At 64.7% G+C, this 14,918-nt stretch carries 9 protein-coding genes and 1 pseudogene; 5 read left to right on the top strand and 5 right to left on the bottom strand.

The features are described from left to right. Positions 1-142: 142 nt before the first annotated feature. The gene (locus LFT47_RS08010; protein ID WP_236816858.1) at positions 143-3,538 is read left to right on the top strand and encodes a pyruvate carboxylase; all 3,396 of its coding nucleotides are present in this window, start codon (positions 143-145) and stop codon (positions 3,536-3,538) included. Positions 3,539-3,637: 99 nt separating this feature from the next. Here the strand turns inward: LFT47_RS08010 and LFT47_RS08015 are convergent, their stop codons facing one another. Further along, positions 3,638-5,449, bottom strand: coding sequence for an AMP-dependent synthetase/ligase (locus LFT47_RS08015; protein WP_236816860.1), 1,812 nt, complete (start codon positions 5,447-5,449; stop codon positions 3,638-3,640). A 203-nt stretch (positions 5,450-5,652) separates the two neighbouring features. Between LFT47_RS08015 and LFT47_RS08020 the strand changes: the two genes are divergently transcribed. Then, positions 5,653-6,768, top strand: a complete 1,116-nt coding sequence (locus LFT47_RS08020) for an ROK family glucokinase (protein WP_236816862.1) — start codon at positions 5,653-5,655, stop codon at positions 6,766-6,768. A gap of 42 nt (positions 6,769-6,810) precedes the next feature. Here LFT47_RS08020 and LFT47_RS08025 read toward each other — a convergent pair whose 3' ends face one another. Both LFT47_RS08025 and LFT47_RS08030 read right to left on the bottom strand, forming a co-directional pair. Further along, positions 6,811-7,353 carry a DMT family transporter gene (locus tag LFT47_RS08025; protein WP_236816863.1) on the bottom strand — a complete coding sequence of 181 codons (543 nt, stop codon included), beginning with the start codon at positions 7,351-7,353 and terminating at the stop codon, positions 6,811-6,813. Continuing rightward, entirely contained in the window at positions 7,346-8,161 is an 816-nt protein-coding gene (locus LFT47_RS08030; protein ID WP_236816865.1) for an alpha/beta hydrolase, read from the bottom strand. The genes LFT47_RS08025 and LFT47_RS08030 overlap by 8 nt, the downstream gene beginning before the upstream one ends. 155 nt (positions 8,162-8,316) lie before the next feature. On the opposite strand from LFT47_RS08030, the gene LFT47_RS08035 reads away from it, so the two are divergent. Continuing rightward, the gene (locus LFT47_RS08035) at positions 8,317-9,117 is read left to right on the top strand and encodes a lysophospholipid acyltransferase family protein (RefSeq protein WP_236816866.1); all 801 of its coding nucleotides are present in this window, start codon (positions 8,317-8,319) and stop codon (positions 9,115-9,117) included. A gap of 66 nt (positions 9,118-9,183) precedes the next feature. Beyond that, positions 9,184-10,611, top strand: a complete 1,428-nt coding sequence (locus LFT47_RS08040) for a class II 3-deoxy-7-phosphoheptulonate synthase (protein WP_425550454.1) — start codon at positions 9,184-9,186, stop codon at positions 10,609-10,611. Between the two features lie 89 nt (positions 10,612-10,700). Here the strand turns inward: LFT47_RS08040 and pknB are convergent. Together pknB and LFT47_RS08050 are read right to left on the bottom strand one after the other, a co-directional pair. Continuing rightward, positions 10,701-12,787: pseudogene (gene pknB, locus LFT47_RS08045) on the bottom strand (Stk1 family PASTA domain-containing Ser/Thr kinase). 73 nt (positions 12,788-12,860) lie between these two features. Further along, entirely contained in the window at positions 12,861-14,246 is a 1,386-nt protein-coding gene (locus tag LFT47_RS08050; protein WP_236816868.1) for a lytic transglycosylase, read from the bottom strand. 224 nt (positions 14,247-14,470) lie between these two features. On the opposite strand from LFT47_RS08050, the gene LFT47_RS08055 reads away from it, so the two are divergent. Next, positions 14,471-14,824, top strand: coding sequence for an Rv2175c family DNA-binding protein (locus tag LFT47_RS08055; protein ID WP_236816870.1), 354 nt, complete (start codon positions 14,471-14,473; stop codon positions 14,822-14,824). The last annotated feature ends 94 nt before the right edge of the window (positions 14,825-14,918 follow it).

Consider the following 14,918-nt stretch of genomic DNA (forward strand, 5'->3'; position numbering starts at 1 on the left):
ACGTGAAACTGCACCGTGCGCGAAGGTACACTGCTCGTGACGAATCACCGTGTGACTGTCACCACAAAGATTTGTGTTTGGGTATGGAGGTCTTACACACTGTGACCACCGACCGTTACACCCGCAATGATGCAGGAGAAGCATGTTTTCCAAGATTCTGGTGGCTAATCGCGGCGAAATCGCGATCAGGGCCTTCCGCGCTAGCTATGAACTGGGCGCCAAGACCGTAGCGGTCTTCCCGTATGAGGATCGCAACTCGATCCACCGGCAGAAGGCTGATGAGGCCTACCTGATCGGCCAGGAAGGCCATCCGGTCCGTGCTTACCTGGACGTGGACGAAATCGTCCGTGTCGCCAAAGAAGCGGGTGCTGACGCAATCTACCCGGGCTACGGATTCCTGTCCGAGAACCCGGACCTCGCCCGGGCGGCCCAAGAGGCAGGCATCACGTTCATCGGCCCGCCGGCGGAGGTGCTGGAGCTCGCCGGGAACAAGGTCGCCGCACTCGAAGCCGCCCGCAAGGCAGGTGTACCGGTCCTGAAGTCGAGCGCGCCGTCCCGCGACATCGACGAACTCATCGCGGCAGCGGACGAGGTCGGATTCCCGATCTTCGCCAAGGCCGTCGCTGGCGGCGGTGGCCGCGGCATGCGCCGGGTGGAGACCCGCGAGGACCTTCCGGAAGCGCTCCAGGCGGCTATGCGCGAGGCGGACGCCGCGTTCGGCGATCCCACCATGTTCCTGGAGCAGGCAGTGCTGCGTCCTCGTCACATCGAGGTCCAGATCCTGGCCGATGGCGAGGGCAATGTCATGCACCTCTTCGAGCGCGACTGCTCCCTGCAGCGCCGCCACCAGAAAGTCGTGGAAATCGCCCCGGCCCCCAACCTGGACGAGTCCATCCGCCAGGCCCTTTACCGGGATGCCGTCGCTTTCGCGAAGGCCCTGAACTACGTCAACGCCGGAACGGTCGAGTTCCTGGTGGACACCGAGGGCGAACGGGCCGGCCAGCACGTCTTCATCGAGATGAATCCGCGCATCCAGGTCGAGCACACGGTCACCGAGGAAATCACTGATGTGGACCTCGTCCAGGCGCAGATGCGCATCGCATCGGGCGAGACCCTCGCAGACCTCGGCTTGAGCCAGGAGACGGTATCCATCAAGGGCGCCGCCCTGCAGTGCCGCATCACCACGGAAGATCCCGCCAACGGCTTCCGGCCCGACGTCGGAAAGATCACCGGCTACCGTTCCGCGGGTGGCGCGGGCGTCCGTCTCGACGGCGGCACGGTCTACTCGGGTGCCGAGATCAGCCCCCACTTCGACTCCATGCTGGTCAAACTGACCTGCCGCGGACGCGACTACCCTGCCGCGGTGGCCCGTGCCCGGCGCGGCCTGGCCGAGTTCCGGATCCGTGGCGTGTCCACCAATATCCCCTTCCTCCAGGCCGTCCTCGCCGACCCGGACTTCATTGCGGGCAACGTGGCAACCGACTTCATCGACAAGCGCCCCGAACTGCTGAAGTCCCACGTCTCCGCGGACCGCGGGACCAAACTGCTGACCTGGCTGGCCGATGTGACGGTCAACAAGCCCAACGGCGAACTCAAAGTCCACACGGACCCCGCGGCCAAGCTCCCGTCGATTGCGGGGATTGTGGCACCGGCCGGCTCGCGCCAGAAGCTGCAGGAGCTGGGTCCCGTTGGCTTTGCGAAGGCGCTGCGCGGGCAGCAGGCCGTGGCCGTCACGGACACCACCTTCCGCGACGCCCACCAGTCGCTCCTCGCAACCCGTGTCCGTACCCGGGACCTCGTCGCGGCCGGCCCCGCGGTCTCCGCGCTGCTGCCCGAACTGCTGTCGGTCGAAGCCTGGGGCGGTGCCACCTACGACGTCGCCCTGCGCTTCCTCGGCGAGGATCCTTGGGACCGGCTGGCCGCCCTGCGCAAGGCCCTGCCGAATGTCTGCCTGCAGATGCTGCTCCGTGGCCGCAACACTGTCGGGTACACGCCCTATCCCGAGGAAGTCACCGAAGCATTCGTCAACGAGGCGGCGGCAACGGGCATCGACATCTTCCGCATCTTCGACGCCCTCAACGACGTCAACCAGATGGCTCCTGCCATCCGCGCAGTGCGGGCCACCGGCACCGCGGTAGCGGAGGTGGCACTGTGCTACACCGGCGATCTCCTCGATCCGAACGAGAACCTGTACACCCTTGACTACTACCTGGACCTCGCCCAGAAGATCGTCGACGCCGGTGCGCACATCCTCGCCATCAAGGACATGGCTGGCCTGCTCCGCCCCGCGGCTGCAGCCAAGCTTGTCAGCGCCTTGCGTGAACGCTTCGACCTTCCGGTCCACCTGCACACGCACGACACCGCAGGCGGCCAGCTAGCCACCCTGCTGGCAGCCGTGGACGCCGGCGTGGACGCCGTCGACGTCGCATCAGCGTCCCTGGCCGGTACGACAAGCCAGCCGTCGGCGTCGGCCCTTGTGGCCGCCTTGGCACATACCCCGCGCGACACCGGGCTCAGCCTGGCCAGCGTCAGCTCCCTGGAGCCCTACTGGGAAGCGGTCCGCCGGGTCTACGCGCCGTTCGAGTCCGGGCTTCCCGGTCCGACAGGCCGGGTCTACCAGCACGAAATCCCGGGCGGCCAGCTGTCCAACCTGCGCCAGCAGGCCATCGCGCTGGGCCTTGGCGAGCGCTTCGAGGCCATTGAGGACATGTACACCGCAGCGGACCGTATTCTGGGCCGCTTGGTCAAGGTAACGCCGTCGTCCAAGGTGGTGGGCGATCTCGCGCTGCACCTCGTGGGAATCCACGCAGATCCCGCGGACTTCAACGAGAATCCGCAGAACTACGACATCCCGGACTCCGTGATCGGCTTCCTGTCGGGGGAATTGGGAGATCCTCCCGGAGGATGGCCGGAGCCGTTCCGCACCAAGGCGCTCCAGGGCCGCAGCATCAAGGTCCGCGACGTCGACCTGAGCGCCGAAGACAGCGCAGCGCTCAAGGGCGATTCCAAGTCCCGCCAGAGGACCCTGAACCGGCTCCTGTTCGAGGGCCCCACCAAGGACTACCTCAAGAGCGTGGACACTTACGGCAACCTGTCGGTGCTTGATACCCGTGACTACCTGTACGGTCTCCAGCTTGGTGCCGAACACGTCATCGAGCTTGAGAAGGGCGTGCGCCTGATCGCTTCCCTGGAAGCAGTTTCGGAGCCCGACGAAAAGGGCATGCGCACGGTCATGTGCAAGCTCAATGGCCAGTCCCGCCCTGTGGTGGTTCGCGACAAGTCGGTTGTCAGCAACGTGAAGGCCGCGGAGAAGGCGGATGCGTCCCAGCCCGGCCAGGTGGCAGCGCCGTTCGCCGGCGCCGTGACCCTGACTGTCAAAGCAGGCGACGCCGTCAAGGCCGGCGACACCGTCGCCACCATCGAGGCGATGAAGATGGAAGCATCCATCACGACGCCGGTAGCCGGCACGGTCTCGCGCCTCGCCATCAACAACGTGGAGCAGGTCCAGGGCGGCGATCTGTTGATCGTGGTCGAATAGCGGCCCGCTCCTCCGCGGAGCACGCAAGAAGGAAGGTCCCGGGCTGTTAGCCCGGGACCTTCCTTTAATGCTTTGACTGATGCGTCGGGGTGCGGCGCGTCAGGAAGCCTTGGGCGCCGAGTACATTTCCTCGATCACGGCGTCGAAGTCCTTCATGACCTGGGCGCGCTTGACCTTCAACGACGGCGTGAGATGGCCGGAAGCCTCGGTGAAGTCGGACGGCACAATCCGGAACGACTTGATCGCCTCCGCATGGGAGACGGACTGGTTGGCGTGGCTGATCAGTTCCTGGACGGCAGCCCGGACGAGGGCGTTGTCCGCGGCAGCCGCCGTCGTCGTGGACGCGGGAAGGCCGTGGCGCTCGAGCCAGCCGGGCAGGGCTTCCTCGTCGAGGGTCACCAGCGCGCCGATGAAGGGCCGGTTGTCGCCGATCACCAGGACCTGGGACACCAGGGCGTCCGCACGGATCTGGTCCTCCAGCAGGGCAGGCACGACGTTCTTGCCGCTCGCCGTGACGATGATTTCCTTCTTGCGTCCGGTGATCTTGAGGAAACCCTGTTCGTCGAGTTCGCCGATGTCACCCGTGCGGAACCACCCGTCCACGAACGTTTCCGCGGCGAGGTCATCCCGCTTGAAGTAGCCCCTCATGACGCAGACGCCCTTGGCGAGGATTTCGCCGTCGTCGGCGATCTTGACCGCATTTCCGGGAAGCGGGGCCCCCACCGTGCCGATCTTGATCAGGGACGGGGTATTGACTGAAATGGGTGCCGTCGTCTCTGTCAGGCCGTAACCCTCGAGGATCTGCAAGCCGATACCGTGGAAGAAATGGCCCAGCCGTTCGCCGAGGGGACCGCCACCGGAGACGGCGTGGCTGACGTGGCCGCCCATGGCAGCGCGAAGCTTCCCGTACACCAAACGGTCGAAGACGGCGTGCTTGAGCCTCAGCACCAAGCCAAGGGATCCGGCCTGCTGCGCCTTGGAGTAGGCGATCGCCGTGTCGACGGCCTTGTGGAAGATGGCACCCTTGCCACCGTCCTCCGCCTTGGTGAGCGCCGAGTTGAAGACCTTCTCGAAGACACGCGGAACAGCCAGGATGAAGGACGGCTGGAAGCTTTGCAGGTCTGCAAGCAGGTTCTTGATATCCGGCGTGTGCGCCACTTGGGCGCCGGCGGCGACGGCCAGGACCGAGATGAAACGGGCGAAGACGTGGGCGAGAGGGAGGAACATGATGGTCTTGGCGTTCTCGTTGACGACGTCGCCAAGGGACGCCAAAGCGTTCTCCGAGAGCTCCACGAAGTTTCCGTGCGTGAGTTCGCAACCCTTGGGACGTCCCGTGGTGCCGGAGGTGTAGATGATCGTGGCGACGTCGGCCAGTTCCGCGCTGCTGCGGCGCGCCTCGAGTTCCTCGTCGCTGACACCGCTGCCGGCACTGCGAAGCGCGTCAAGGCCGCCGCCTTCAAGCTGCCAGACATGGGCCACTGAGCCGAGGCCTTCGGCGGTGACGGCCTGACGGATGACGTCTTCGTGGTGTGCCGACTCGGCGAATGCCGCGACTGCGCCGGAGTCGCCGAGGTTCCAGGCCACTTGTGACGGCGATGACGTTTCATAGATCGGCACGGAAATGCCGCCTGCAAACCAGACGGCGAAGTCCACGAGGGACCATTCGTAGCGGGTCCTGGACATGATGCCCACGCGGTCGCCCACACCGACGCCATTGGCGATCAGGCCTTTGGCCAGGGCCGACACGTCCTGGAGGAAGTCCTTTGCCCGGATGTCCTGCCATTGGCCGGCGCTGTCGAGCTTGGCAAACAGTGCCGGGTTGGATGGCTTGGCGGCCTGGCGAACCACAAGGTCCGTGATGTTGGTTTCGGGGGCAACATTCACCAGGGGCGGAACACTGAATTCACGCACGATAGCTCCTTCGATATCAACAGACCATTGCGGGGCTGCTCTAACTCTATACGGCCAAGTAATGGGTGTGTCGCAATTCACCTACTCAAGTTACTGATGAGTAACTTTACGTGAAGCCTGGGATTCCGCCAACGCAAGTGCGGCTCTCCGTCCGAAGGTGCTTCATGTCAGTACATATGCGGCGCTCGGAATAGGATGGCGACATGCCTCTGAATTCATCCAACGACCAGAACCCGGCAAGCGTTCGGAAGATTTCCTGGTCCGGTTCGGCTTCAACCGGCCGGCGCCCCGGCTCAACGCAGGGAGGCCTGCGCTGGGAGTCCGCGCCGTGGGCCGCGCGCCGTTCCCATCTCGGCCGCAGGGGGCTCGCGATCGGGATAGACATCGGCGGCACGAAGGTGGCAGCGGGAGTCGTGGATCCTTCGGGCCGCGTGGTCGAGGAAGCGCGGCGCTCCACGCCGGGCAATGACGCCCGGGCAGTCGAGCGGGTGATCGTCGAGCTTGTCCAGGAATTGGGCAGAAGTCATCGGATCGCCTCTGTGGGGATCGGCGCCGCCGGTTGGATGGATCTCGACGGCGGCACGGTGCTTTTCAGCCCGCATCTCGCTTGGCGTAATGAGCCGCTGCGCGAAAACCTGCAGAGCCTGCTGAGGCGCCCGGTACTCGTCACCAACGACGCCGATGCTGCTGCCTGGGCTGAATGGCGCTTCGGCGCCGGGCAAGGTGAGAGCCGCCTCGTCTGCATTACGCTCGGCACCGGCATCGGTGGTGCCATGGTCATGGACGGACGAGTGGAGCGTGGGCGATTCGGCGTGGCGGGGGAGTTCGGCCACCAGATCGTGGTGCCCGGCGGGCATCGTTGCGAATGCGGCAACCGCGGCTGCTGGGAGCAATATGCCTCCGGCAACGCGCTCGGCAGGGAGGCCCGGGAGCTGGCCCTCCGGAATTCACCTGTTGCCTACGAGTTGCTCAAGGCTGCCGGAGGCTCGGCTGAGAACATCACCGGCGTTACCGTGACGGAGCGGGCAAAAGCCGGAGATTCCGCTTCGAGGGAGCTCTTGGAAGAAGTGGGGCACTGGCTCGGGCTTGGTCTGGCGAACCTGGCTGCTGCGCTCGACCCAGGGACATTCGTCATCGGCGGTGGGCTATGCGACGCCGGTGAGCTTCTCGTGGGCCCTGCGCGGACAGCATTCACCCGGAACCTCACCGGCCGTGGCTTCCGTCCCGCGGCCGCCATCAAGCTCGCCGCGCTGGGACCGCGGGCGGGGATGATCGGCGCTGCCGACCTGTCCCGGGTCAGCGGCAGGGCGCGCGGGTAGTACAGGCTCAGCTGCGAGGGGATGAGCCGTGCGGCAGTCCGCCTAGACGCGGGCGCCGTCGTCGTTCTCGTCTTTTTCCTGGGGCAGCTTCATGATGAGGTACACCACTGAGGCCAGAAAAGTCGCCAGGATGCCCATCACTGCCAGGAGCGGCGCCGAGCGCCAGAACATGGCGGTGAACAGCAGGGCGAGCGGGCCGCCCACGGCTCCGATCCAGGCGAGCATGGTCAGGGGTTCGGTGCCGGCCAGGCTCGGCGGGTCCTCCGGGACGAAGCCGTTCCCATCCTCGACGTCGTAGTCGCGCGGACCGGGTTCCCCGCCGCCCGCCGGTTCTTCCGCGGCGCCCCGTTTAGACAATCCAAGAGGGTCGAAGTCTTGGAAGGAACGTGACGATGAGCGCCCCGGAACGTCGTCCGGACCTGGCCCCGGCTCTGTTCCGGAATCGTTGCCTGCCTCCGCCGACGTCGGCGCCTCGTCGAGGGCCGATGAAGGCATCGACTCAAGCCGTGCCACTAAATCGAGCCAGACGGCGTCGTCGTCTTTGTTGGCGCTCTGGTCGGGGGAGTCGGGCCCTGGCCTATTCATGGGGTGAATCCCGAAGCTCGGCGGCGGACTGGCCGGCAGGGGCGGAACTGCTTGTCAGTCCTGCCATCGTTTTCCTGATGAACTCGGCCGAGCCCCGGAAAATCTCCAACGCATCGTTGTCCAGGGTGGCCACGTGGTAGCTGTTCTCCAAGGTGCTGAACTCCATCGAAGCCGTGACCCGTTCCTTCAGCTGCCTGATGCTTCGATCCGAAACCACGTGGTCAACGGAGGAACGGAAGACGCGCACCGGTGCGGAAATCCGGGGGAGCAGGGTGACGGTGTCCCGGTACATCTTTTTCAACTCATGGGCGGCCGCGACCGGTGTCCTGGGGTACGCGCCCTCGTCCATGCCGGGTTTGAGAATGTCGTTGGCAATCGCCGGGGTGGATTTCATGACGTGCTTGAGGATGCCGACCACGGCGGCGCGGGGATCATCGATTACCAGTCCCGGATTGACCACGACGGTACCGGCAACGGGCCGGGTAGCCGCGATCCGCAGAGCCAGCGTCCCTCCCATCGACAAGCCGGCGGCGAAGACGAAGTCGCACTCGGCCTGGAGCTCCAGATACGCCGCATCCAGTGCATGATGCCACTCCTGCCAGCGCCGCGTGGCCATGTCCTGCCACGTGGTCCCATGGCCTGGAAGCAGAGGGAGGCGGACAGCGTAGCCTTCGGCCGCCAAATACTCGGCCCAGGGGCGCATGCTGTGCGGACTGCCCGTGAAGCCGTGGCTCATCACGACGCCGATGCTGGGTCCACTACCAGTGAAGTCGCTGGCGTAAGGCGAGGGATCGGGGAGAGTGTTCATGATGACTCCGAGGCTACTGAAGTTGGCGGCATGCTTTCCGTGATGAGTCCATCGTGTCACTGTTCGGGACATTTCTCACTGGAGTAGGGTGGCTTCTGAATGCGGGCCGGGACCGTCCGGACGCCTTGCAGACGCCGCCCCGGAGAGGAACCAACGTGTTCTATTGGGTCATGAAGCGGATCTTTTTGGGTCCGCTTCTCAAATTGCTGTTCCGCCCCTGGGTCAAGGGCCTCGACAATGTTCCGCAGGATGGCGCCGCGATTCTCGCTTCCAACCACTTATCCTTTTCGGACTCAATCTTCATGCCGGTGATGGTGCCCCGTCGCGTCAGTTTCCTGGCCAAGTCCGAGTACTTCACAGGTACCGGGCTCAAAGGCAGGCTTACGGCCATGTTCTTCCGGCTCACCAACCAGTTGCCGATGGACCGTTCGGGCGGGGCCGCGTCCGAGTTGTCCCTGCAGGCCGGCAGGGACGTGCTGGCCGACGGCGGCCTGCTGGGCATCTACCCGGAAGGCACCCGCAGCCCGGATGCCAGGCTCTACCGGGGCAAAGTGGGGGTCGCCAAACTTGCGCTCCAAACCCGGGTCCCCGTTGTTCCTGTCGCGATGATCGGTACCGAGAAAGTCCAGCCCATCGGGAAGCGTTTGCCGAACATCCGTAGGATCGGGATCATTTTCGGGCAACCTTTGGACTTCAGCCGGTACTACGGCCAAGAAGAAGACCACGCCGTTCAACGCGCCGTGACGGACGAAATCATGTACGAACTCATGCGGCTCTCGGGGCAGGAATACGTGGACGAATACGCCGCCGTCGTCAAGCAGCGGCTGGCCGGGCAGCCTCCGGAGCCGGCGAGCGGAAGCGCAGCGAATCCAGCCGGCGACGGCGACGAGGGCGGGCTGCCGCCCGGCAACAGTTCAGGCCCGGACGGCGACGGCGCAGTGGCCGGGAAAGTGTGACGGCTTGTCAATAAGGGTTACGGAAGCCATGCCCCGAACAGCGGGCAAGGCAACTAGTCTTGGAGAGTGACTGAGCTATCCGCGAACCCCGCACCGTCCATGACCGGCCCCGTGACCAGTTCCCTGGGCAGCCCCCTGACCAGCACTGCGCAAAGCGGAGCGGCAAACTATCCCGGCTTGGACGATTGGCGCCAGCTGCCCATCTCGCAGCAACCCACCTGGACCGATAGGGGCGTCTTCGATGCCTCCGTCAAAGAACTGTCCGTGCTTCCGCCGCTGGTCTTCGCGGGCGAAGTTGACATATTGCGCGAGCGTCTGGCCGCTGCAGCCCAGGGCAAAGCATTCCTGCTTCAGGGCGGCGACTGCGCCGAGACCTTCGAGGACGCGACAGCTGACAAGATCAGCGCCCGGGTCCGCACCATCCTGCAGATGGCCGTTGTCCTCACCTATGGTGCGGCCATGCCCGTCATCAAGATGGGCCGCATGGCCGGCCAGTTCGCCAAGCCCCGGTCGTCGAACGAGGAAACCCGAGACGGCGTGACCTTGCCCGCGTACCGCGGCGACATTGTCAACGGCTATGATTTCACCCCGGAGTCCCGGGCCCACGACGCCAGCCGCATGCTGAAGGCATACCACACCTCGGCTTCCACGCTGAACCTTATCCGCGCCTTCACGCAGGGCGGCTTCGCCGATCTCCGCCTGGTGCACCTCTGGAACAAGGGCTTCACCGAAAACCCCGCCCATGCCCGCTACGAGTCCTTGGCGAGGGACATCGACCGTGCCATCAAGTTCATGGCATCCTGCGGTGCCGATTTCGAAGCCCTCAAGCGCGTGGAGTTCTTCGCGAGCCACGAGGCACTCCTGCTCGACTACGAGCGGGCCCTGACGCGCATCGACTCCCGCACGGGTCTTCCTTACGACACTTCCGGGCACTTCCTCTGGATCGGTGAGCGCACCCGTGAGCTCGACCATGCGCATGTGGACTTCCTGTCCCGGGTGCGCAATCCGATCGGCGTCAAGCTCGGTCCCGGGACTTCCGGAGACGATGCATTGCGGCTCATTGACAAGCTCGACCCGAACCGCGAGCCCGGCCGCCTTACCTTCATCACCCGTATGGGTTCCAAGAACATCCGCGAGAAGCTGCCCGCCGTCGTCGAGAAGGTCACTGCGTCCGGCGCCCAGGTCCTCTGGGTCACGGACCCCATGCATGGGAACACGGTCACCTCGCCAAACGGGTACAAGACCCGCAACTTCGACGACGTCGTGGACGAAGTCCGCGGGTTCTTCGAAGTCCACCACGCCCTCGGGACGGTACCCGGTGGCCTGCACATGGAAATGACCGGCGACGACGTCGCGGAATGCCTTGGCGGCGCCGATCCCATTGACCAGGACGCCTTCCTGGACCGCTACGAGTCAGTGTGCGATCCCCGCCTGAACCACATGCAGTCCCTCGAGATGGCGTTCCTCGTGGCTGGGGCCCTCACCAAGCGGTAGTCCCCACGAAGCGGACGTCCAGTCGCAGGCCCGAATACAGGAAAGGCGATCCGGAACATTCCGGATCTCCTTTCCTGTATTGGCGCGTCCTACACAACGGTCAGGGTGACGACGGAGCCCTCCGGAGCATCGCTGTCCACGGGGTTCTGGTCGCGGACGGTGCCGAAGAAGCCACCCAGGATGTTGTTGATCTTGACCTCGAATCCGAGCGACTCCAGGGCCTTGCGGGCGGCGTCCGCCTGCTTCCCGATGAAGTTGGGGACGTGCACCATCTTCGGCCCCTTGGACAGGGTCAACGTGACGGAGTCGCCGCGGATCAAGGTGCCGTTGGCAGGGGTCTGGCTGACCACGGCTCCCGCGGGGACCTTTTTGTCGTTGACGGGTTCCGGCGATATTTTTGCGGTCAATCCGGCGTCGCTGATCGCTTTGACGGCGGCTTGCTGGCTCATGCCGCGGACATCCGGTACGGGGAGGGGCTGTGGTCCCTTGGAAACCACCAGTGCCACCGGGGTGCCGTGGCGGACCGCGGTGTCCTGGGCCGGAGACTGGGAGATGACCGTGCCTGAAGGCACTTTGTCGTCATATTGCTCTGTGACTTTGCCGAGCGCCATCCCCGCCACACCAAGGGCATTCTTTGCCTGGTCAAGTGTCAGGCCGGTCATCGCGGCAAGTGGAAACAACTGCGGACCCTTCGAGACGAAGAGCGACACCCCTTGGAACTTCCGGACTACTTGGCCGGAAGCGGGTTCCGTTCCAACAGCCAACCCGTCGTGACGTCGTCGTCGAACACGTCTTTCGGCTCGGATTGGAAGCCGGCGGTGCGCAGCAGCTGCTGTGCCTCCGCGACGGTCTTGTTCTTGGTGTCCGGTATGGTTCCGGGCGAACCGGGCCCCATGCCGAAGAACCAGCCCGCCGCAGTGGCAAGGATCGCCAGGACAATCACGACAATCGTCCAGATCACCGCCCGGCGGCGCGGGTTGCCTTCCCGCAAAGAGCGCGACGGCGTGGCCGCGGCCCTGGCGCGGTCCTTTTCTTCCTGGCGCTCCATCCGCTTGATGTCGCGTTTGCTGGGCGGGGCATCGGCCGGATCCAGCGGCTCGCGGTCCTGTGGCACCTGGACGTCGAAAGCTGCGGCCCCGGAGGAGAATCCCGACGGCGGAAGCACCGTGGTTGGATTGCGCTGACTTGAGATGATCTCCGTGCGGCCTATCCGTTCCAGGGGCTCCGTGCGTTCGGCGTGGAAAGGGGCGACTACCGCGGTTGCCGCGGCCGCTCCTTGTTGCCCTTCGGGCGTCGCCGCCTTGGCGGCCGGCGGGTTGATGTCCAGTTGCGCGTCGCTCAAGGTGGTGCGGATGTGCCGCAGTTCCGACAAGAGCGCGGAGCCGTCCACAGGACGCTCTTCGGGTTCCTTTGCGGTGCACCACTGGACCAGTTCGTCCACATCGGCGGCAAGGCCGGGCACCGCGAGCGACGGCGGTGCGACGGCCGCGTTGACGTGCTGGTAGGCAACCTGGATGGGAACGTCGCCCGCATACGGTTGCTCGCCGGTAAGCATTTCGTAGAGCATGATGCCGGTGGAGTAGATGTCGCTCCGGGCGTCCGCGGCTTTGCCGAGGACCAGTTCGGGAGCCAGGTATGCGACTGTGCCGATGAGGGCGCCGGTGCTGGTTGTCGCTGTGACCGCCCGGGCCAGGCCGAAGTCGCCCACCTTGATGCGGCCGTCGTCGGCGATGAGGACGTTTTCCGGTTTCACGTCGCGGTGGATGAGCCCTGCTGCGTGGGCGGCCGCGAGCCCTTCGATGACGGGGTCGATCAGGGCAAATGCCAGCCGGGGCGGAAGGGCTGCTTTCTCGTTGAGGACGTCGCGCAGGGTGTGGCCCTTGATGTACTCCATGACGATGTACGCAATGTGGCCGTCCTGTCCCTGGTCGAGGACACCTACGACGTGCGGGTGGGAAAGGCTCGCCGCGGCCCGGGCTTCGCGCTGCAAGCGGTCGAGGAAATTCTGGTCATTGGCCAGGTGGGGATGCAGCACTTTGAGTGCCACGTCGCGGTCGAGCCGCTCATCGGTGGCGAGATAGACGGTTGACATTCCGCCGTTCGCGAGGCGCGATCGCACCAGGTAGCGCCCGTCCACGAGGGATCCGAGGAGTTGGTCCGAAACTTGTTCCTGCACCCTACGATCCTAGTTGAGCAAAAACACGGGCCCGAATCGCCGTGCGATCCGGGCCCGTGTTCCGCGGCCTGATTTAGCTGAAGTTCTTCTTGAGGGACAGGATCGAGGCGACGTAGGCCTTGGTGTCCTCGTACATCCCGTGCTTGCTCACCGAGTACTGGCCCTGGTAGTAGCCTGCGATGGCCGTGTTCAGATCCTTGCTCGTGTTGACGAGGGCCCGGATGATGGCGACGCCGGCGGTCACGTTGTCATACGGGTCCAGGATGTTGAGCTTGCGGCCCACCAGTTGGGAAGCCCATTCTCCGGAGGAGGGAATCACCTGCATCGTGCCGATGGCGTTGGCGGGAGAGACGGCACGCTGGTTGAAGCCGGATTCCTGGTAGGCGAACGCCATGGCCAAAGACGGGTCCACCCCCATCCGACGCGCGGTATCGGCTACGATCCCCTTCATCTGGGCGGTGCTGGGTACCGGGGACGCATTGAGCAGGGCCTTGTTCGCGTTGGCTGAACTGACTACCGCCTCCGGGTAGGTGTAGCCCAGGAACGTGCTGGGAACCAGGGGGGTGCTGACTGGAGCCGGGGCCGGAGCCGAGGCTGCGGGAGCACCCGGGATGGCGAGCTTCTGCCCCGGATAAATGATGGTGCTCATCGACAGCTTGTTGGCAGAGAGCAGCGATGACAAGGACACGCCAAGGCGGGACGCAATGCCGCCCAGGGTGTCACCCGACTTGATGGTGTACGAGCCGGTGTTGGCAAGTGCCGGCGCTGCCGGGGCAGCCGGAGCGGAAGCATGGGCCAATGCCGCTGGAGCCGGGGCCGCCGGAGCTGGTGCGTTCGTTCCCGGGCCGACCTTGATCTTCTGCCCCGGGTAGATGATGGACCGGCCGTTGAGGCTGTTCCAGCTGAAGACGTCCGAGAGCGACACTCCGTGGCGGGCGGCGATGCCGCTCAGGGTATCCCCGGACACGACTGTGTAGCTGGCGGCCGACGACGACGCCGGGCTGGGTGCCGGGCTTGGCGCGGGTGCCGGGGCGCTTGGAGCAGCCGCGGAACCGGACAACTTGATCTGCTGTCCCGGGTAGATGATGGTGTTGCCCGAGAGCCCGTTGAGCTGCAGGACGGTGTTGGTGTTCAGCCCGTAGCGGGCCGCGATGCCGCTGATGGTATCGCCCCGGACGATCGTGTACGTGGCCGGAGCTGCCGGTGCCATGGGCTGCATGGCAGCCGGGATGGTCGCGGCAACCGCGGAGGCGGGAATGACGTTTGCGGACACGGCCGCGGCCTGGGCCTGCATGGCCGCGGTCAACGATGCGGGAATCTTCTGGGTTTGTACCGCTGGAAGCGCTGTTGCCGGTTGGGCGAGCGCCAATGAAGAGAGCATGACGGCGGGCAGCGCCGCTGTGGTGGCCGCAATTATGGGCATGCTCGTTGTCTTCTTGGGCGAGCGGGGCGTCGTCATGGGAGCAATCCTCATCTCAGCAGCGGACGTTGGGAATGCCGCTGTTGCCAGTGTTACTAAAGTTAGTAGTGATGCAAATGTGATCAATGTGAATCTCTCACATTTTTGGATTCCGCACAAGAAATCCCGGCGCATTCGATTCTTGGGCAATTCGGGGACGCAAATTCCGCTCGTGCCGTCCGTCCGGCTAGGCGCAAAGCGCGCGGGCGTGGCAATCTTGATCCGTGAGTAATGTAGAAAGCCTCGTTTCCGAATGGCTGCCGCTGCCCGATGTGGCAGAGCTGCTGAACGTTTCAATCACCAAGGTCCACGGTCTTCTGGATGAGCGTGCAGTGGTGGCTGTGAGAGTGGGCGAACGCAATATCCGTTCGATTCCTGCCCTCTTTATCCAGGATGGTCATGTGGTGGATAGCCTGAAGGGCACCATCGCAGTGCTTGGCGATGCCGGGTACACGGATGAGGAGCTCATCGCGTGGCTTTTCACTCCGGATGAGTCGCTGCGTGGCCGCCCTGTCGATGCGCTCCGTGAAGGGCGCAAAACTGAAATCCGACGCAGGGCCCAATCGCTTGCCTGGTAAGGGACTCCTGCCCTAAATGCAGTGGTGGCGATCAGATTGCTGGTCGCCACCACTGCATTTAAGGCAGGTATTTAGACTGCCGTTAACGTGGATT

It is taken from the genome of Arthrobacter sp. FW306-2-2C-D06B (assembly GCF_021789175.1).
GTDB lineage: Bacteria > Actinomycetota > Actinomycetes > Actinomycetales > Micrococcaceae > Arthrobacter.

Bases quoted from the DNA above. Each gene is read 5' to 3' on its own strand.
- LFT47_RS08010 (WP_236816858.1), top strand. From the start codon at position 143: ATGTTTTCCAAGATTCTGGTGGCTAATCGCGGCGAAATCGCGATCAGG.
- LFT47_RS08025 (WP_236816863.1), bottom strand. From the start codon at position 7,353: ATGAATAGGCCAGGGCCCGACTCCCCCGACCAGAGCGCCAACAAAGAC.
- LFT47_RS08020 (WP_236816862.1), top strand. From the start codon at position 5,653: ATGCCTCTGAATTCATCCAACGACCAGAACCCGGCAAGCGTTCGGAAG.
- LFT47_RS08030 (WP_236816865.1), bottom strand. From the start codon at position 8,161: ATGAACACTCTCCCCGATCCCTCGCCTTACGCCAGCGACTTCACTGGT.
- LFT47_RS08050 (WP_236816868.1), bottom strand. From the start codon at position 14,246: ATGACGACGCCCCGCTCGCCCAAGAAGACAACGAGCATGCCCATAATT.